Annotated in this window: 13 protein-coding genes and 1 tRNA gene; 9 read left to right on the forward strand and 5 right to left on the reverse strand. The window is 64.2% G+C overall.

From position 1 onward, the window contains the following. Positions 1 to 136: 136 nt before the first annotated feature. On the forward strand, positions 137 to 1,600 hold the full coding sequence (locus tag BLS42_RS09115) for an amino acid permease (RefSeq protein ID WP_090579808.1): 1,464 nt from the start codon (positions 137 to 139) through the stop codon (positions 1,598 to 1,600). A gap of 380 nt (positions 1,601 to 1,980) precedes the next feature. Further along, positions 1,981 to 5,523 carry a bifunctional proline dehydrogenase/L-glutamate gamma-semialdehyde dehydrogenase gene (locus BLS42_RS09120; protein WP_090579810.1) on the forward strand — a complete coding sequence of 1,181 codons (3,543 nt, stop codon included), beginning with the start codon at positions 1,981 to 1,983 and terminating at the stop codon, positions 5,521 to 5,523. 157 nt (positions 5,524 to 5,680) lie between these two features. Here BLS42_RS09120 and BLS42_RS09125 read toward each other — a convergent pair whose 3' ends face one another. Together BLS42_RS09125 and BLS42_RS09130 are read right to left on the reverse strand one after the other, a co-directional pair. Continuing rightward, on the reverse strand, positions 5,681 to 6,046 hold the full coding sequence (locus BLS42_RS09125) for a hypothetical protein (protein WP_256336355.1): 366 nt from the start codon (positions 6,044 to 6,046) through the stop codon (positions 5,681 to 5,683). Between the two features lie 282 nt (positions 6,047 to 6,328). Continuing rightward, entirely contained in the window at positions 6,329 to 7,183 is an 855-nt protein-coding gene (locus BLS42_RS09130) for a LysR substrate-binding domain-containing protein (protein ID WP_090579816.1), read from the reverse strand. Between the two features lie 141 nt (positions 7,184 to 7,324). Between BLS42_RS09130 and BLS42_RS09135 the strand changes: the two genes are divergently transcribed. After that, the gene (locus BLS42_RS09135) at positions 7,325 to 8,668 is read left to right on the forward strand and encodes an MFS transporter (protein ID WP_090579819.1); all 1,344 of its coding nucleotides are present in this window, start codon (positions 7,325 to 7,327) and stop codon (positions 8,666 to 8,668) included. A gap of 5 nt (positions 8,669 to 8,673) precedes the next feature. Here the strand turns inward: BLS42_RS09135 and BLS42_RS09140 are convergent, their stop codons facing one another. The 3 genes from BLS42_RS09140 to BLS42_RS09145 all read right to left on the reverse strand — a co-directional run bounded on the left by BLS42_RS09140 (position 8,674) and on the right by BLS42_RS09145 (position 10,179). Next, positions 8,674 to 9,834: a N(5)-(carboxyethyl)ornithine synthase gene (locus tag BLS42_RS09140; RefSeq protein ID WP_090579822.1), complete on the reverse strand. Its 1,161-nt coding sequence runs from the start codon at positions 9,832 to 9,834 to the stop codon at positions 8,674 to 8,676. Next, positions 9,831 to 9,980, reverse strand: a complete 150-nt coding sequence (locus BLS42_RS20195; RefSeq protein ID WP_167467922.1) for a hypothetical protein — start codon at positions 9,978 to 9,980, stop codon at positions 9,831 to 9,833. The genes BLS42_RS09140 and BLS42_RS20195 overlap by 4 nt, the downstream gene beginning before the upstream one ends. A gap of 125 nt (positions 9,981 to 10,105) precedes the next feature. After that, a tRNA-Gly gene (locus BLS42_RS09145) sits at positions 10,106 to 10,179 on the reverse strand. Between the two features lie 471 nt (positions 10,180 to 10,650). Here BLS42_RS09145 and BLS42_RS09150 point away from each other — a divergent pair. From BLS42_RS09150 to BLS42_RS09170, 6 genes are all read left to right on the forward strand, one after another. After that, positions 10,651 to 12,228: a sugar transferase gene (locus BLS42_RS09150; protein ID WP_371129544.1), complete on the forward strand. Its 1,578-nt coding sequence runs from the start codon at positions 10,651 to 10,653 to the stop codon at positions 12,226 to 12,228. A gap of 10 nt (positions 12,229 to 12,238) precedes the next feature. Next, positions 12,239 to 12,697, forward strand: a complete 459-nt coding sequence (locus tag BLS42_RS09155) for an FAD synthase family protein (RefSeq protein ID WP_090579825.1) — start codon at positions 12,239 to 12,241, stop codon at positions 12,695 to 12,697. A 179-nt stretch (positions 12,698 to 12,876) separates the two neighbouring features. Continuing rightward, a complete protein-coding gene (locus BLS42_RS09160) occupies positions 12,877 to 14,025 on the forward strand; it encodes a DUF1972 domain-containing protein (RefSeq protein WP_371129545.1) in 1,149 nt (382 codons plus the stop codon). Positions 14,026 to 14,198: 173 nt separating this feature from the next. After that, positions 14,199 to 14,822, forward strand: coding sequence for a CDP-alcohol phosphatidyltransferase family protein (locus BLS42_RS09165; RefSeq protein ID WP_256336356.1), 624 nt, complete (start codon positions 14,199 to 14,201; stop codon positions 14,820 to 14,822). Further along, positions 14,819 to 15,583, forward strand: coding sequence for a hypothetical protein (locus tag BLS42_RS19955; protein WP_143019165.1), 765 nt, complete (start codon positions 14,819 to 14,821; stop codon positions 15,581 to 15,583). Before BLS42_RS09165 ends, BLS42_RS19955 begins: the two co-directional genes overlap by 4 nt. Further along, positions 15,580 to 18,773 (forward strand): LamG-like jellyroll fold domain-containing protein (locus tag BLS42_RS09170; RefSeq protein ID WP_090579830.1); only part of this gene is annotated, 3,194 nt, incomplete at its 3' end. The genes BLS42_RS19955 and BLS42_RS09170, both read left to right, overlap by 4 nt.

The following is an 18,773-nucleotide window of genomic DNA, read 5'->3' on the forward strand; positions in this document are numbered from 1 at the left end:
TCCTTTGTGAATTCTGATGGTTATTCGTTAAGAGAATTCACTTTATCTAATGCAATCGGGCTTGCATACTGTTGTCACTCGGTAACGCCCATCGCAGGGTGGATTGATGGGCATCACACCTAAGTAGGAGGCCCTGATGGCTACACAGGATATGGCCCAGTCGGTCATGCGGCGCAAGCCCATCGACGACATTGAAGAAGAAAACAAACACAGCGGATTGCACAGGAGCCTGGGGCTCTGGCAGCTGACGGCCATCGGCGTCGGCGGCATTATTGGCGTCGGCATCTTCTCCCTGGCGGGTCTTGTGGCCCACGGCAGCGAGACCGAGCCCGGAGTCGGCCCGGCTGTGCTTGTCTCGTTCCTGATCGCTGGCCTGGCATCCGCCGCCGCGGCGCTGTCCTACGCCGAGTTCGCCGGCATGATCCCGCGGGCAGGCTCGGCCTACACCTACGGCTACGTTGCCCTCGGCGAGATAATTGGCTGGTTTATCGGCTGGGACCTGCTGCTGGAGTACATCGCCATCGTGGCCGTGGTGGCCATCGGCATCTCGGGCTACTTCGATGCTGCCCTTTCCGGCGTCGGCATCCAGATGCCCGACTGGATGACCTCGACGCCCGATGAGGGCACGGGTGGCATCATCAACCTTCCCGCGATCCTCGTCTGCCTGCTGGTGACCTGGATCCTCTCCCGCGGCACCAAGACCTTTGGACGCTTCGAGCTGATCGCCGTCGGCATCAAGGTGGTGCTGATTCTGTTCATCATCGGGCTGGGCATCTTCTACATCAACACCAACAATTACAACCCGTTCTTCCCCAGCGGCTTCGGTCCCGTGGTGGCCGGCTCCGCCACGGTGTTCTTCGCGGTGTTCGGCTATGACGCCATGAGTACCGCGGCGGAGGAAGCCACGGACGGCAAGAAGCACATGCCGAAGGCCATCATCCTCTCGCTGGTCATTGCCATGCTGCTCTATGTCGCCGCCACCCTGGTGCTCACCGGCATGCAGAACTTCACGGAGATCGACCCCAAGGCCGGCTTCGCCTCCGCCTTCAACAGTGTCGGGCTGCCGGTGATCGCGACCATCATCTCCGTGTTCGCCGTCCTGTCCATCCTTACGGTGATGCTGACCTTCCTCCTCGGCGTCACCCGCGTCTGGTTCTCGATGAGCCGCGACGGCTTGCTGCCCGGCTGGTTCTCGAAGACGGACAAGCACGGCACGCCGCAGCGCGTGACCTGGATCGCGGGCGCCGGGGCCGCAGTCCTGGCCGGCGTCCTCCCGATCAAGGCCGTGGCAGACCTGACCAACATCGGCATCCTGGCCGCGTTCGTCGTCGTCTGCTTGTCGGTGATCGTGTTCCGCTACAAGAAGCCCGACGCCCCGCGGACCTTCCGCCTGCCGCTGATGCCCCTTGTTCCGGCGTTCGGTGTGTTTGCCTCGCTGTTCCTGATGTTTCAGCTGCACTGGGAGACCTGGCTGCGGTTCGTCATCTGGCTTGTGGTCGGCCTGATCATCTACTTCACCTACGGCCGCAAACACTCGCTGATGAACCCGGACAGCCCGCGGCACGAGGAGATCGTGGAGATGCACCGCCCCCTCCCGTAACCACCCCCCAACGCTCTCTCACGTCCTGCGACAAATATCCGGACGCTCCCTCACGTCCGGCGGCAATTATCCGGACACTCCCTCGGGTCCGGCCCAATATCGGCGAACCCTCTCTCACTTCTTGGTAGGGGGTTCGTCGTTTCGGTGCTGGATGTGAGGGAGGGTCGCCCGAATAGGTGCGGGAAGTGAGGGAGGGTCGCCCGAATAAGTGCTGGATGTGAGGGAGGGTCGCGGGGTGGTTTCCGAACGTTCGGACGGGAAAGCGAAGCTTCGGTTTTTCTAACCGGTATTGTTCGGAAAACTTCGCTTTGTCTTATGAAAATCCGGTCGCATACTGATTCATAAGAGGTCCACATTTTGAGAAAGAACGAGTTCCAACCATGACCAATATCTCCACGGAGCCCGGCGCAGCCACCGGAAACGCCGCAGGCAACGAAGCCACGCACGCCGCCGTTTCGGAAGGGTCGACGGTTCTTGAGGCCGCAGCCCTCGCCGAGGACACCATCGCGCTGGTGCGACACTGGCTCACCGAAGCCGCAAAGGTGCCCGTCGACGCCTCGGCCGAGCAGCTCGCCGGCGTCCTGAAGGACCCCAACGGCCTGGACTTCACGGTCGGCTTCGTCGACGGCGTCGTCCGTCCCGAAGACCTGCAGGTCGCCGCCCGCAACCTCGCCGCCCTGGCCCCCAAAGTCCCGGCCTTCCTGCCCTGGTACATGCGCAGCGCGGTCCGCCTCGGCGGCACGATGGCCCCGGTCCTGCCCTGGGTGGTCATCCCGGTTGCCCGCCGGGTGCTGCGTGAAATGGTCGGCCACCTCATTGTCGACGCCACCGACGCCAAGTTGGGCCCGGCCATCGCCAAGATCCGCAAGGACGGCATCAAGCTCAACGTCAACCTCCTCGGCGAGGCCGTGCTCGGCGAGCACGAGGCCTCCCGCCGGCTCGAGGGCACGCACACGCTGCTGTCCCGGCCCGACGTCGACTACGTCTCGATCAAGGTCTCCTCCACTGTGGCCCCGCACTCCGCGTGGGCCTTCGATGAGGCCGTGGAGCACGTCGTGGAGAAGCTCACCCCGCTCTTCACCCGCGCCGCCTCCTACGCCGTCCCCGGGCAGAAGGCGAAGTTCATCAACCTGGACATGGAGGAATACAAGGACCTGGACATGACCATCGCGGTCTTCACCCGGATCCTGGACAAGCCCGAGTTCAAGAACCTCGAGGCCGGCATCGTGCTCCAGGCCTACCTCCCGGATGCCCTGTCCGCCATGATCCGCCTGCAGGACTGGGCCGCCGCCCGCCGCGCCGACGGCGGCGCCGCCATCAAGGTCCGCGTCGTCAAGGGCGCCAACCTGCCGATGGAGCAGGTCGAAGCCTCCCTGCATGACTGGCCGCTCGCCACTTGGGGCACCAAGCAGGACTCGGACACCAACTACAAGCGCGTCATCAACTACTCGCTGCACCCGGACCGGATCCGCAACATCCGGATCGGCGTCGCCGGCCACAACCTCTTCGACATCGCCTTCGCCTGGCTCCTGGCCAAGCAGCGCGGCGTGGAGTCCGGCATCGAATTCGAGATGCTGCTCGGCATGGCCCAGGGCCAGGCCGAAGCCGTCAAGAAAGACGTCGGCTCCCTCCTGCTCTACACCCCCGTGGTCCACCCCGCCGAGTTCGACGTCGCGATCGCCTACCTGATCCGCCGCCTCGAAGAGGGCGCCAGCCAGGACAACTTCATGTCCGCGGTCTTCGAACTCAGCGAGAACGAATCCCTCTTCGAGCGTGAGAAGCAGCGCTTCCTCGCCTCGCTCGCCAAGCTCGACGACGAGGTCCCGGCCCCGAACCGCCTGCAGAACCGCGCCCTCCCGGCCGCACCGCTGCCGCACGACTCTTTCGAGAACACCGCGGACACCGATCCGTCGCTGCCCGCGAACCGCGACTGGGGCCGGGCCATCCTGGGCCGCGTGGCGACATCGACACTGGGCAACGCCGCCGTCGCGGCCGCCACGATCAACGATGCCGCGACCCTGAACACGGTCATCGACACCGCCGTCGAGAAGGGCAAGGCCTGGGGTGCACTCTCCGGCGCCGAGCGCGCCGAAATCCTGCACCGCGCCGGCGACGTCCTCGAGGCCCGCCGCGCGGACCTCCTCGAGGTCATGGCCAGCGAGACCGGCAAGACGATCGACCAGGGCGATCCCGAGGTCAGCGAGGCGGTGGACTTCGCGCACTACTACGCCGAGTCCGCCCGCAAGCTCGACGACGTCGACGGCGCCACCTTCGTCCCGTCCAAGCTCACCGTCGTGACGCCGCCGTGGAACTTCCCGGTCGCCATCCCGGCCGGCTCCACCCTCGCGGCCCTCGCAGCCGGCTCCGCCGTCGTGATCAAACCCGCCAAGCAGGCCCGCCGCAGCGGGGCCGTCATGATCGAGGCCCTCTGGGAGGCCGGCGTTCCCCGCGACGTCCTCACCATGGTCCAGCTGGGCGAGCGGGAACTGGGCCAGCAGCTGATTTCCCACCCGGCCGTGGACCGCGTCATCCTGACCGGCGGCTACGAGACCGCCGAGCTGTTCCGCTCCTTCCGCAAGGATCTGCCCCTGCTGGCCGAGACCAGCGGCAAGAACGCCATCATCGTCACCCCGAGCGCGGACCTGGACCTCGCAGCCAAGGACGTCGCGTACTCCGCCTTCGGCCACGCCGGCCAGAAGTGCTCCGCCGCCTCGCTGGTGATCCTCGTCGGATCGGTGGCGAAATCGAAGCGTTTCCACAACCAGCTGATCGACGCCGTCACCTCCTTAAAGGTCGGCTACCCGGAGGATCCGGCGAGCCAGATGGGCCCGATCATCGAGCCCGCCAACGGCAAGCTCCTGAACGCCCTCACCACCCTCGGCCAGGGCGAGAGCTGGGCCGTCGAGCCGCGGAAGCTCGATGATACGGGCAAGCTCTGGAGCCCCGGCGTGCGCTCGGGCGTCCGCCGCGGATCCTACTTCCACCTCACCGAATTCTTCGGCCCCGTCCTCGGCGTCATGACGGCGGAAACCCTCGAGGAGGCCATTGCGATCCAGAACCAGATCGAATACGGACTCACCGCGGGCCTGCACTCGCTGAACACCGAGGAGCTGGGGATCTGGCTGGACACCATCCAGGCCGGCAACCTCTACATCAACCGTGGCATCACCGGCGCGATCGTTCAGCGTCAGCCCTTCGGCGGCTGGAAGAAATCCGCCGTCGGCGCAGGCACCAAGGCCGGCGGGCCGAACTACCTCGTCGGCCTCGGCGAATGGGTCAGCAAGCCCAGCACCGCCGCCGGCACGCCGGGCGCTGCTCCGGCCCACGCCGGCGTCCGCCGGATCGAGGACGCGGCCAAGGGCTTCCTGACAGCCGACGAACTCGCACCGCTCCAGCGCGCACTCGCCTCCGACGCCCGCGCCTGGGCCGAAGAGTTCGGCACCGCGAAGGACGTCTCCGGCCTGAGCGCTGAGCGCAACGTCTTCCGCTACCGTGCACTGCCGGTCACGGTCCGCCTCGCGGAAGGCGAGCCGCTTGCCGGCCTCGTCCGGACCGTGGCCGCGGGCGTCCTGGCCGGGTCCGACTTGACGGTCTCCACCGCCGTCGAACTGCCCGCCCAGCTGCGCGCGGTGCTGTCCGGGCTTGGCATCGCCGCCACTGTTGAGAACGACGCCGAATGGCTCGCTTCCGCCGGCACGCTCGCCGCGGCGGGCAAGCTCTCCGGCGCCCGGATCCGGCTGATCGGCGGGGACGCCAAGGCACTGTCCGAGGCCACGGGCGGCCGCCCGGACCTGGCGGTGTATGTCCACCCCGTCACGGAAGCCGGACGCGTGGAACTGCTGCCGTTCCTGCACGAGCAGGCCATCAGCATCACGGCGCACCGTTTCGGTACGCCCAACCACATCTCGGACGCCCTGATCTAGACCGGGTCTGCTAAAACCCCAGCCAGGGCGTGCTAAAACGCCATCGCCGCCGTGCAGCACCGTGAGGTGAGGCACGGCGGCGACGGCGTTAAGGGGCGACGGCGTTAAGCGCGGGCGGCGAATGTGCTCAGGGGCGGTGGCGTTAGTGCCGGGCCGCTTAGCCGAAGTACCAGCCCGGCGGGACCCAGGAGGCGGGAACCGCGTGGGCGGAGAAGTCGTCGCAGCCCGAGCAGAAGTAGGTGACCTCGCCGAGCTTGCTGACCGAGCCGTCCCGCCGGTGCGTGGCAGGGACGAAGGTCTCAAGGTAAATGAACTCGTCCGTGCCGCAGCGTTCGCAGTACGGGCTGGCCACATATTCGGACTCCGCGAGGGTGGCCGGGCGAATTCCCCGGTGGCCCGTGGTGGTTGCGTGCTGAGCGGCGCTGGAGTGCTGGATTGCGGCGCCCGGGTGATGCATGGCCGCTGCGGGGTGCGCCGGCGCAGTTACCGGACGGGTGGCCTTGGGCGCGCGGGGGGCGGGCAATCGGGGGTGGTTAATGGCTGGCATCATTGGCGGCCTATCCCGAACGCTCCGGCGTCAGCCACACGGCATCAGCGACGCACAGCGTTCGTAATTTCGAATCGTTGTCGCGGGCCACTGCTTGACCTCGAACGGTGAATCTTAAGTATTGTCAGGATAGATGAAGTACCTGCACCGTTCAATGGTCAAGTAAGTACTGCTCCCGTCCCGGTAGTCCGCTACGTAAGTACCGCGGAATGACCCGCGCCGCGCCGGAGCGCCACCCGCCCGGCACCAGGCCGGGTATCAGGCCGGGCGCTTCAGGGTCCGGCCCACGATCGCCTGCGTGAGGGCATCGATCACCTCGGTATTGGCCAACGGGTTGCGGATGAGCGTGAAATCGACGTCGCCCACGGGCGGCAGGTCGAAGCGGCGGGTGATGATTTTCAGGTCCTCCGGCACGAGGGAGGAGGGCATGACTGCCACTCCAATGCCGGCCCGGACGGCGGCCAGCACGCCGCTGATCTGCCGCGTGGTGCAGGTGATCCGCCAGGTGCGGCCCGTGGCCTCAAGGGCGTCGATCGCCAGCTTCCGGCTCAGGCTGGGGGAGGGGTAGGCGATGAGAGGGACAGGATCGGCCGGATCCAGCACGGTCTGCTCCAGGCCGACCCAGGCGAAGGCGTCCTGCTGGACCACGGTCCCGTCTTTGGCCCCCGCCACCCATTTCACAAAAACAAGGTCCAGTTGACCGGCGTTGAGGCGCTTGTAGAGCTGGTCGCTCTGACCGACGGTCAGCTCGAGGTTGATCTGCGGATAGATCTGCCGGAACTCCCGGAGGATGCGGGGCAGGCCGGTGATGGCGAGGTCGTCGGCCGTGCCGAAGCGCAGGCGCCCGCGCATGGCGGAGCCGGAGAAATAGCGGGCGGCGGAGTCGTGCGCGGCGAGGATGCTTCGGGCGAAACCGGCCATGGCATCGCCATTATCGGTCAGCCGCACATCCCGGGTATCCCGGGCAATCAGTACCCGCTTGGCGGCTGACTCCAGCTTGCGCACGTGCTGGCTGACCGTGGGCTGGGCCAGGCCGAGGCGTTCCGCGGCCTTGGTGAAACTCAAGGTTTCGGCCACGGCCAGGAACGAGCGGAGCTGGGCGGGTTCGAACATGGGGGTCTCCCGAATCGGGTGTAGCAAACCCGGCATTGCGTTTTGTAATGCGAGTTATGCGTGGAATAGGCTTCCATAATCTATTGGGGCCAGCCTAGCGTTAAGTCCATCCCGCTCACCCGCTCTTTTGAGGACTTTTCCGTGGCACCCCCTCCGCCGTTAGAGGCGAACGCAGCTTCCCTGCCGGACACCATCACCCAACCACTCGCCGTCGTCAACGAGCGTCTGCCCTGGCGCCACACATTCATTTCGCTGAAGGTCCGCAACTTCCGCATCTTCGCGATTGGGCACTTCATCGCCGTGATTGCGCTCTGGATGCAGCGAATCGCCCAGGACTGGCTGGTGCTCCAGCTCTCCGGCTCCGTTACCGCCGTCGGCATCACCGTGGCCCTGCAGTTCCTGCCGTCCCTGTTCCTCGGCCCCTGGGGCGGCATGATGGCCGACCGCTTCGCGAAGCGGAAGATCCTCTTGCTGTGCCAGTCGATGACCGCCGCGTTGGCCGCGGCCCTTGCCGTCCTGGCGCTCAGCCAGCGAATCGAGGTGGGACACGTCTACGCGATTGCGCTGGTGCTGGGCCTCGTGACCGTACTGGACCAGCCGGCCCGTCAGGTGTTCGTCAACGAACTCGTGGGCCCCGGCTACCTCCGAAACGCGATCAGCGTGAACTCCACGATCTTCCAGCTCGGCGGCCTGATCGGCCCTGCGATCGCCGGGATCCTGCTGACCGCCGTGGGCGCCGGCTGGGCCTTTGCCGCCAACGCCGTCGCGTGCTGCTCCACGGTGGCGATGCTGCTCACGCTGCGGAAGGACCAGCTGTACATCAGCGCCCCGACCGCCAAGCGCAAGGGCATGCTGAAGGAGGGGCTGAATTATGCGCTCAGCAAGCCCACTATCTACTGGCCCTGGCTGATGGCCGGGTTTATCGCGGTGTTCGCGATGAGCCTGCCGGTGCTGCTGGCCGCGTTCGCCGACCGCGTGTACGACGCCGGAGCCGGCGGCTACGGGCTGCTCAACACCCTCGTGGCGCTCGGCGCGCTGGCCGGTGCCATCACCTCGGCCCGGCGGCGCGAACTGCGGCTGCGCTCGGTGATGCTGGGCGCCGGGATGTACGGGCTGATGCTCTGCCTCGCATCGCTGGCTCCGTCGATGGCGTGGTTCGGCGCCGCGATGGTGCTGGCGGGGTTCTGGTGCCTGATGTTCCTGACGGCGGCCAACCAGCTGGTCCAGATCAGTTCCAACCTGGCCATCCGCGGGCGGGTCATGAGCCTGTACATCATGGTGCTGATCGGCGGGCAGGCGATCGGCGGGCCGATGATCGGCTGGCTGGCCGAACACGTGGATCCGCAGACCGCCATCCTGGTCTCCGGCGGGGTGCCGGCGCTCGCGGCGGCGACAGTCGCCGTCGTGCTGGCACGCCGGGATCAGCTGATGCTCAAGGTGGACCTGAAGGACCGGCGTAGGCTGCTGCGGATCGTCAGGAGCTAGCTATATTAGCGCGCCAGGGAGCGGTGCGGGAACTCCGGCTCCCGCTGCTGGAACTGCAGCACGTCCGGGTTGAGGACCACGCCGTCGCGGATTTCTATCGCGCGGCGGAGGGTCTCGTTCTCCGCCCAAGCCCCGGGGCCCGAAACCACGGTCTCGAGGAACGGCAGCAACGCCTCGCTGATTTCCCAGCTGGCGGAATTCCAGAGATAGGACGGGCTGTGGTCCACGGCGTAGTAGTCGATGTGGTGACCCACCTGGAACATCGGCTCGGCGAAGGTGGTGGTTTTCGCCCAGCTAAAGCCCATGCCCTCGTCGCAGGACACGTCCACGATCAGGCTGCCGGGCCGGAAGGCGGCCAGGTCCTCGGTGCGGAGGTAGGTCAGCGGCGCGTTGGGGTCCTGCAGCGTGCAGTTGACCACGATGTCGCTGCCGGCGAGGAACGGCGCCAGCGGCACGCGCCCGCGCTCGGTAATAACCTGGCTCAGGAACGGCGCCTTGTGGTCGTGGTCGAACTGCACGATCCGGACCGAGTGTATGGGTGAGCCAACCGCGGCAACCCCACGGTTGGTCAGCACCTGCACGTCATGGACGCCGTGGGCATTCAGCGCCGTGACAGCGCCGCGGGCGGTGGCCCCGAAGCCGATCACGACGGCGCTCAACCGGCGGCCATAGTCTCCAGTGGAACCGGTCAGCGCCAGGGCATGCAGCACGGAGCAGTAGCCGGCGAGCTCGTTGTTCTTGTGGAAGACATGCAGGCCGAAGCCGCCGTCGCTGGCCCAGTGGTTCATGGCCTCGAAGGCGATAAGCGTGAGCTTCTTATCGATCGCCAGCTGGGTGATGGCCCGGTCCTGGACGCAGTGCGGCCAGCCCCAAAGGACCTGCCCGTCGCGGAGTTCGGCCAGGTCTTCGGGCTGCGGCTTGGGCAGGAGGACGACGTCGGCTTCTGCCAGCAGCTGCTTTCGCGGCGCGATGCGGCCCACGAGGGGCGCGAGCTCGGCGTCGGAAAGGCCGAAGCGCTCGCCGTAGCCTTCCTCGAGGATCAGCTGGTCCCGGATTTCCGGTGCGATGCGGTCCAGGTGCAGGGGGTGGATGGGGAGGCGTCGCTCGTCCGGTTTGCGCGTGCTGGCGAGGACGCCGAGGGTGAGGTGGTTCGAGGAACCGGTCACTTCTTTTTGGGGCTCGCCGTCTTGGCGGCGGTCACCTTGTCGAGGGAGCTGGCCGGCGCTGAAGCGGCCCTCTTGTCAGCGCGCTTTTCCTTGATGGATTTGCCGGCTTTTTTGGATGCTGCTTGACGGGGGGACTTGTCAGCCATGATTGCTCCTGTAGCGGAACCGAAGAGGTTCCTGACTTCTGACCATACAGGTAGCTACCTAATGGGAGCCGGGGGATGTCTGACGCCGAAGCGCGGGAGAGCGGCGCGGAAGCGCGGGGGACGATTGGAGCGGCTGACGGGAATCGAACCCGCGTATCAAGCTTGGGAAGCTAGCGCTCTACCATTGAGCTACAGCCGCAGTGGGACTGTCCTGAATTTCAGTCGATAGGCCCGAACAACGAGGTTTACATTACCTCAGTCTGGCGGCGCGGTAGAACATTGGACCCGCGAGCAACCCAGATTTTGCCGCATTGCCTGTCCGATGCTGGCGCCATTTTCTTCAGGCGCCAGAAGATTTCGGGGACAAAGTCCGCCGTCGAACGGGTAGCCCCGTCTCAGATCCGGGTAATTCAAGCACGTCGTGGCGAGTGGTCAGCAAATCAAAGAGGGGTAGAGCCCACTCGTGCGCCCCCTAAAGTCATCTATTTTACTTGGGGGGACCACAGCCAACCCAGTTGCTAGAAGGTCCCGCTATGTTTGATCTGACGTTGATGGGAGTCCATCCTAGGTTGTCAACGGATGGACTTTGCCGGCCAGGTGCCGTCTCCAAGCACATCGCCGCCGTCTTCCAAAGGGATGCTAAACCTGCTGGCACTGGGCGGCGGCGGCCGTGAGCGAAGTCAGGCAGCGGCGCCGCCCATTCCACACTACGGCCCGGGCGGATTCGGTCCGGATCCAGGCACCCACGCACGGTTCAGCGAGGCCTCAGCACTCGGTTTGGGACGACAAATCCCCGATTAATAGTGCCGCCCCAAGAAGCGCCGCCACCCAGCGGTGGAGGGACTTCGCCAACCGCCTTCGAATCACCGACACGGCAGCGATTGTCGTGTCGGTGGCTTCGGCATACGTGTTCCGGTTCGGCGCCGATGCAACGACTTCCGCCGGAGGGGACTTTGAAGCGCGATACCTGGTGGTCTCCACGCTGCTCCTTGTGGCCTGGATCGCTGTCCTGGAGGTTTACCACACCCGCGACAGCCGGACGTTTGGTGTCGGCGCCGCGGAGTACAAGCGAGTGGCCCAAGCCACCCTGAAACTGTTCGGCGCGCTGGCCATAGCGATGGTCTTTGTCCGGTTTGACGTGGTGCGTGGCTACTTCGCCGTCGCGTTGCCCCTGGGGTTGCTGCTTCTCACAGGCAACCGATGGCTTTGGCGCAAGTGGCTGAACCAGAAGCGGATCCAGGGAAAGTACCTTTCCCGAGTGATTGTGATCGGCGAGGCGACTGACGTCGAGTACGTGATCAACCAGATCGCAAAGAACTCAACCGCCGGATACCACATTTCGGGAGTGGCGCTGCCGACGTTGGACAAGTCCATGGAGCTGCGGCCTCCATGGTATCGGGTCCCGGTTGTATCGACCCTGGCCGATGTCTCGCGGATGGTCGCAGTCGCCGGCGCGGACGCCGTCATCGTCGCAGGTCCGGTCCCCGGTGGCAGCAAGTACATCCGGGAACTGGGGTGGAAGCTGGAGGCTACGGGAACGGAACTCGTCCTGGCCTCCAGCCTCACGAACGTTGCCGGTCCCCGAATCCATTGGCGACCTGTCGACGGATTGCCTCTAGTGCACGTGGAGCTTCCCCAGTACACGGGGGGCAAGCATGTTCTGAAACGTGCGGTGGATATCGCCGCCGCTTCTCTCGCACTGCTGGTGTTGTCGCCGCTCCTGCTGGTTCTCGCCATCATCGTGAAACGGGACAGCGCAGGTCCCATCATCTTCCGCCAGCTCCGGGCGGGCAGAAATGGCGTGCCCTTTCACATGCTGAAGTTCCGGTCGATGGTTCAGACTGCTGAAACTGATCTTGACGCCCTGCGTGATCTCAATGAAGGTTCCGGTCTGCTGTTCAAGATCCGGAATGATCCACGCATCACCAAGTGCGGGCACTGGATGCGCAAGTACTCCCTGGACGAGCTCCCACAGTTCTGGAATGTCCTTACCGGCGAAATGAGTTTGGTCGGACCCCGCCCACCGCTGCCCACGGAAGTCGAGGGCTACGAGAAGTTCACCAACCGTCGCCTGCTAATTAAGCCTGGAATAACGGGATTGTGGCAGATCAACGGCCGCTCCACCCTTCCGTGGGAGGAGAGCATCCGTTTGGACCTCTACTACGTGGAGAACTGGTCGCTCACCGGTGACCTCATCATCATGTGGAGAACTTTCAGAGCCATGCGCAGCCCAGTCGGCGCTTACTGAAGGAGATGCGATGACTACTCGAGTTGGCTACGCAGCCGGGGCTTTCGATCTATTCCATGTCGGCCATCTAAATTTGCTTCGTCATGCGAAGGCGCAGTGTGATTTCCTGATCGCCGGCGTCGTTACTGATGAATTGCTGATCAAAACAAAGGGCAACGCGCCGGTGATTCCCTTGGCGGAGCGCCTGGAAATCGTCCGGCACATCCGATATGTAGACGAAGCGATAGCGGAGACATTTCCCCGCAAGATCGACACGTGGCGTTGCAGGCCGTTCGACGTCTTCTTCAAGGGGGACGACTGGAGGGGCACGCCAAAAGGCCTGGCCCTGGAGCGGGAGTTTGCGGCTGTAGGGGTGGAGGTCGTCTATTTCCCGTACACAATGCACACGTCCAGCTCCGCGCTCCGTCGGACGCTGGAACTCCTGAATTCCGCACCCCGGGAGCTGGGAACTCGACAAAGCCTGCCCTAGGCAGCCATTTCCGATCGCGACTGGTCTCGGCACGGTCTCCATAGGTCTCTATCAACAGCACGGTCTCCATCAACAGCACGGTCTCCATCAACAGGAATACATAATTCGTGGGGGTAAAAGTGAATGAAGCAACGCCTAGGCGTGCAGGTTTGCGCATTGCTTTGGTGGGTACACGGGGTGTGCCCGCCCATTATGGCGGGTTCGAAACCTGCGTAGAGGAAGTGGGACGCCGGCTTGCCGAGCGCGGACACCTGGTCACCGTTTACTGCCGAACCGGAAACAGCCCGGACAAGGCTGTTAAGGAATTTGACGGGATGCGGCTTGTGCATCTGCCCGCTCTTCGCCGGCGGTCACTCGAAACCCTGAGCCACACCGGGCTGTCGGTTGCCCACCTTCTGGCCCGCAGGGCGGACGCCACGATAGTTTTCAATGCAGCCAATGCGCCTTGGCTCCCGCTGCTTAGGCTGGCCAGACTTCCGGTTGCCACCCACATGGACGGGCTCGAATGGAAGCGCGCCAAATGGGGACCGGTCGGGAAACGGTATTACCGCTGGGCCGAGCGATTTGCAGTGCGGTTCTCCAATGCCCTGATCGCGGATGCCGCCGGGATTCGCGACTACTACCGGACCACCTTTGATGCTGCCACCGAGTTGATTTCCTACGGGGCGCCGTTACTGGCGCCTCAGGAGCCCAGGCAGCTGGCGTCCGTCGGGCTGGTCTCCGGCCAATACCATCTGGTGGTCGCCAGACTGGAACCGGAAAATCACGTTCACACGATCGTGGAAGGCTATGTCCGCAGCTCTGCCAAGCTTCCGTTGATCGTCGTCGGCTCAACGCCCTATGGCCATGGATACGACCAAAAAATCAGGGAAGCCGCGGACACGAGGGTGAAATTCCTTGGCGGAGTGTGGGACCAGGATTTGCTGGATGAACTCTATGCCAACGCCTTGGTCTACTGGCACGGGCACTCGGTAGGAGGCACCAATCCTTCGTTGCTCCGGGCCATAGGTGCCGGCGCGGCGACGAACGCCTTCGATGTGAACTTCAACCGGGAAGTGCTCGGTTCAGCCGGCAGATACTTCCGGAACCCGGACGACGTCGCGCGGTTGGCGGAGGAGTCGGAAGCACGCCCTGCCGGAATTCGAACCAGGGGGAGCCAAGCCCGGGAAATCGCCGCCCGGTATGACTGGGACGTCGTGACCGACGGGTATGAGGCCCTGTGCTACGCGCTGGATTCCCGGACACTGACCCGTGCGCAGGGCCGCGGACGCAACAATAGAGCCGCGTCGGTCAGCCAGGTCCCGGACGAAAGTCGGGTGGCCTCGTGAGCCCCGGAAGCGCGCAGCAGACAGGGATCTCACCGTCACGGCCCAGTTTCCACGAAACTCTGGCGGCGCTGGGCGCTGCCCAGAAGGCCGCTGCGGCGGGGGCTCCACCGTATTCGATCCTGGTCAACCGGAGGCTGGGCCGATATGCCGCCGCGCTGACATATCGGGCAAAAATGACACCAAATCAGGTCACCGGCATTAGCGCAGTCTTCACCTTCGGGGGAATCTTTCTGCTGGCGCTGGCCACCCCAACTTGGTGGGTTGGGGTCACCGTCTGGGGTGCCTTGGCGCTCGGATACATCTTCGATTCAGCCGACGGGCAGTTGGCACGCCTCCGGGGAGGCGGGACTGTGGCCGGTGAGTGGTTGGACCACGTAGTGGACAGCACGAAGATCGTCAGTTTGCACCTCGCGGTTCTGGTGGTGGCCTTCCGTCATTTCCAGCTCCATCCGGAAGCCTGGCTCCTGGTGCCCATCGGATACGCCATCGTCGGGACGGTTTCGTTCTTCGCCATGATCCTCAATGACCAGCTCAAGGCAATCGTCCTCCTCAAGTCGGGCCGGCAGGCCATTCGGAGGCGGGGTTCGGCAGTTAAGTCCGTCCTCCTGGCCCCTACGGACTACGGCGTGCTGTGTTTGCTTTTCGTCCTACTGGGCGCACCGCCTCTCTTCTTCACCATCTATTCCTTGTTTTTCGTCGCCAACACCATGCACCTCGTTCTGGCTTCAGTCCGGTGGTTCGGCGATATGAAAAGCCTGTCAGTGTCCCAACCGGTCTCAACTCGGAGCGAATCATGAACAGCACGAAAACCGAAGGAAACCCTTCTCCCGAAGACCGGAGAAGGAAAAAGACCCTGGCCATCGGACTTGCCTTGGTGGGGATTCTGGTCGGCGGGAGTATCTGGGGATCCAGCCTGTCTGCCGCCAGCACATCCCCAAGCGCGGTGGATGCGACACAGGCCGGTGCCGCCCCGCCCCCACCGGCGGCGACGCCGACTCCGCACGCGAACAAGGCTGCGCCGGGTACGGCTGCAGCACCGGCTCCGAGCACCACCGGCAAAGCTGCAGCACCGGCGCCGAGCGCCACCGGCGAAGCAGCCGCGAAGGGCAAATCCGAGGCAGAACTTGCTGCTACGCCGCAGCTCGTTTCCGCACCCGTGGCCTTCACTGACTCGGCCTCGCTGCGGCCCGGCGTGACCGCAACGATCGCCGGCCTTAGGGCTGTGGCCGGAGAGGCCGTGGTCCCCGGGGACATCGCCGGACCTGCGATTCGGTTCACGGTTACCGTTACGAACCACTCCGCCCAGGCGCTCTCCCTCGAAAACGCTTTCATTCACGTAGAGGGAGGCGCAAAGCGGGTACCGGCCCTGCAGTTGAGCGGGCCAGGGGCCACGAGGTTTCCGGCCTCTGTCGATGCCGGTGCCGCGGCTTCTGCTGTCTTCGTGTTCTCACTACCGCTGGACCAGCGTGACCACGTGCAGATCTATCTAAATCATCAAGTTTCTTCACCTATCGCGGCCTTTACCGGTGCCGTGCCAACATCAGGAGGAAAGTCATGAGCATCGTGCAGAGATCCAGAAGTGTTTCTGCGCGGCCGCGCGCGGAGAAGAACCTTGCACCCAGCGGGCCGCCGTTAGTTTGGACAATGCGGTCCTTGCGGGAAGCCGGCAGGAGAGTGCTGACGGCGGGTGTGTCGGTTGCCATGATGCTGGCGATCGCAGTGTTCCCTGTGCCAGCCGCCAGCGCCGACACTGCACCCTTGGACCCGACCAACCCGGCCACCCCAACTACGGTGTCCGCGGATGCATTGCCCACGGTCCAGATAGACGGTGTGGCCTGGCAGCAGCTGGTCGTGGGAAACACGGTCTATGTGGTGGGCAGTTTCACGACCGCGCGGCCGGCCGGTTCTGCCCCCGGTACGAACACGGTGGCGCGCAACAACATTCTTGCCTATGACATAACCACGGGAAAGCTCAACACAACTTTCGTGGCGAGCCTGAACAGCCAGGCCAAGACGATTACCGCCTCGCCTGATGGTTCCCGGATCTACGTCGGGGGTGCGTTCACTCAGGTCAATGGCGTGTCGCGCCCGTACGTGGCAGCACTCAACCCGGTCACCGGGGCGCTGATCACCAGTTTCGCGCCGCAGGTTAATTCGCGCGTCAATGCCTTGGCGGCAACGAACACTTCTGTCTTCATGGGTGGCTGGTTCACCGGCGTCGGATCGGTCAGCAGGACACGCCTTGCCGCGGTCCGGGCCTCGGACGCTGCACTGCTGAGCTGGAATCCGGTCGTGGCAGGCGGAGATGTGACCTGCATGGTCATCTCCCCTGACGGGGCCAAAGTCGTGGTCGGCGGGAATTTCACCAGCATCAACGCTTCGAGTGACCCCGGCTATGGAATGGCGGCCCTGGACACCTCGACCGGCGCGCTCCTGCCCTGGGCGGTTAACGGGCTCGTGCGCAATGGTGGAACGGAGGCTTCCATTTTCAGCCTGACGACCGACGGAACGAATGTGTACGGGAGCGGATACGTGTTTGGCACGGGCGGCAACCTCGAGGGCTCGTTCTCGGCCAGCTGGAACGGGGGCCAGATCAACTGGGTGGAAGACTGCCACGGGGATTCATATGGAGTGTTTGCCTCGGACACGGCCGTCTACACGGTCGGGCATGCCCACTACTGCGGAAACATCGGCGGTTTCCCGCAGACCGAGCCGAAGTGGACCTTTCACCAGTCGCTGGCGTTCAGCAAGGCTACGACCGGGACGATAACGGACGATCCCATGGGCTACTACAACTACGCAGGCACCCCGCGGCCCTCCCTGCTGACCTGGTTCCCGGACCTTGCAGTGGGAACGTTTACCGGCAAAAGCCAAGCGGCTTGGACTATCTCCGGAAATTCGCAGTACGTCATTATGGGCGGGGAGTTTCCCTCGGTCAACGGGACAGCCCAGCAGGGCTTGGTCCGATTCGCCGTGAGGAACATTGCGCCGAACAAACGGGGACCCGTGGTCACCGGCAGCGCGTTGAACCCCACGGTGCTGTCGCTGGCGTCCGGCACCACCCGCGTCGGGTGGCAGGCAGACTGGGACATGGACAATGAAATCCTGAAGTATGAAATCATTCGTGACGGCAACGCCACTCCTGTCTACACCACCACCAAGGCATCGACTTTCTGGACACGGGCCGGAATGGGTTTCCAGGACACCGGCCTCGTGCCAGGTTCGACACACAGCTACCGCTTGGCTGTTACCGACCCACTCGGAAACGTCGCCAGATCAGACGCAGTCAGTGTGACGGTCGCCGCGGAAGGATCCCTGAGCGCTTACGCCAAGGACGTCCTCGCGGATGGAGCGGGAAGCTACTGGCGGCTCGGAGAGGCCAGTGGTACCTCCCTGGTTGACTGGGCGGGATGGACGGATGCAGTCGCCGGAAGTGGCGTGACACGGGGCGGAGCGGGCGCTATCACGGGTGATGCCAACAAGGCAACCACCTTCGACGGCACCATAAACGGATCAGCGTCGACGCAGACGGCGATCCCGGGCCCGGACGTCTTCACCGCCGAGACCTGGATTAACACCACCACCAGTGCGGGCGGAAAAATCCTTGGGTTTGGTAACAACGCCTCGGGTGTCTCCAGCAACTATGACCGCCAGATCTACATGGACAATGATGGCCACATCTACTTCGGCGTCTACACCGGCTCGACAGAGACACTAAGGGCCGGCGGAACATACAACGACGGTCAGTGGCATCACATCGTCGCCAGTCTCGGATCAAACGGGATGGCCCTCTACGTGGACGGAAAGCGTGTGGGGCAACGGGCCGATGTGACGCAGGGTCAGCCGTATTCCGGATATTGGCGGATCGGCGGGGACAACCTCTCGAGCTGGCCCGGCGATCCAAGGAGCGATTTCTTCCAGGGTGCCATCGACGAGGTATCGATCTACCCGCAAGCCGTCACTGTCCAACAAGTGCAGAAGCACTACATCGACTCTGGTCGCACGCTAAATATTCCCGTCGCGCCCGCTGACAATTACGGCAAAGCCGTGTTCCAGGCGGGTCCCGACCTGTACTGGAGGCTGGGGGAGAGCAATGGGAACATAGCGGCGGACAGCAGCCCCTCGGAGAGTCCCGGCTCGTACGTTGCCGGAGTGACTCTGGGTAACGCGTCTGGGATTTTCGGGACGACCAACACGTCGGCTGTCTTTGACGGGGCGTCCGGGCTCGTGTCCAGCGCAAACCAATTTGGAAATCCGACGACCTACTCCGAGGAACTGTGGTTCAACACAAACACCCAAAACGGCGGCAAGCTGATCGGTTTTGGTGACCAGCCGACAGGTACATCGAACAGCTACGATCGGCACGTCTATATGGAAACCAGCGGTGCCTTGACCTTCGGGGTTTGGACGGGCCAAACAAACACCATAACGTCGCCGCAGTCCTACAACGACGGAACATGGCATCACATGGTGGCAACCCAATCCTCGGCTGGCATGAAGCTCTACGTGGATGGAACGCTCGTAGGAACCAACCCCCAGACGCAGGCCCAGGCGTACTCGGGGTATTGGCGGGTCGGCAGTGATACGACATGGGGACCGCAGCCGTACTTCGCCGGCGCAATCGACGAGGTGGCGGTCTATCCAGTAGCGTTGACCGACACTGACGTCGCGAATCACTTCGCGCTCGGCAGCGCCGGGCAAGCCCCGGATCAGTCGCCGGTGGCGGCGTTTGCGTCGTCGGCGGTGAA

This window comes from Arthrobacter sp. ov407, from assembly GCF_900102895.1.
Lineage (GTDB): Bacteria > Actinomycetota > Actinomycetes > Actinomycetales > Micrococcaceae > Arthrobacter.

What these genes read in the sequence shown, in the direction of transcription:
- BLS42_RS09115 (WP_090579808.1), top strand. Translation starts at nt 137, where the DNA reads ATGGCTACACAGGATATGGCCCAGTCGGTCATGCGGCGCAAGCCCATC.
- BLS42_RS09120 (WP_090579810.1), top strand. Translation starts at nt 1,981, where the DNA reads ATGACCAATATCTCCACGGAGCCCGGCGCAGCCACCGGAAACGCCGCA.
- BLS42_RS09130 (WP_090579816.1), bottom strand. Translation starts at nt 7,183, where the DNA reads ATGTTCGAACCCGCCCAGCTCCGCTCGTTCCTGGCCGTGGCCGAAACC.
- BLS42_RS20195 (WP_167467922.1), bottom strand. Translation starts at nt 9,980, where the DNA reads ATGGCTGACAAGTCCCCCCGTCAAGCAGCATCCAAAAAAGCCGGCAAA.
- BLS42_RS09155 (WP_090579825.1), top strand. Translation starts at nt 12,239, where the DNA reads ATGACTACTCGAGTTGGCTACGCAGCCGGGGCTTTCGATCTATTCCAT.
- BLS42_RS09165 (WP_256336356.1), top strand. Translation starts at nt 14,199, where the DNA reads ATGACACCAAATCAGGTCACCGGCATTAGCGCAGTCTTCACCTTCGGG.
- BLS42_RS19955 (WP_143019165.1), top strand. Translation starts at nt 14,819, where the DNA reads ATGAACAGCACGAAAACCGAAGGAAACCCTTCTCCCGAAGACCGGAGA.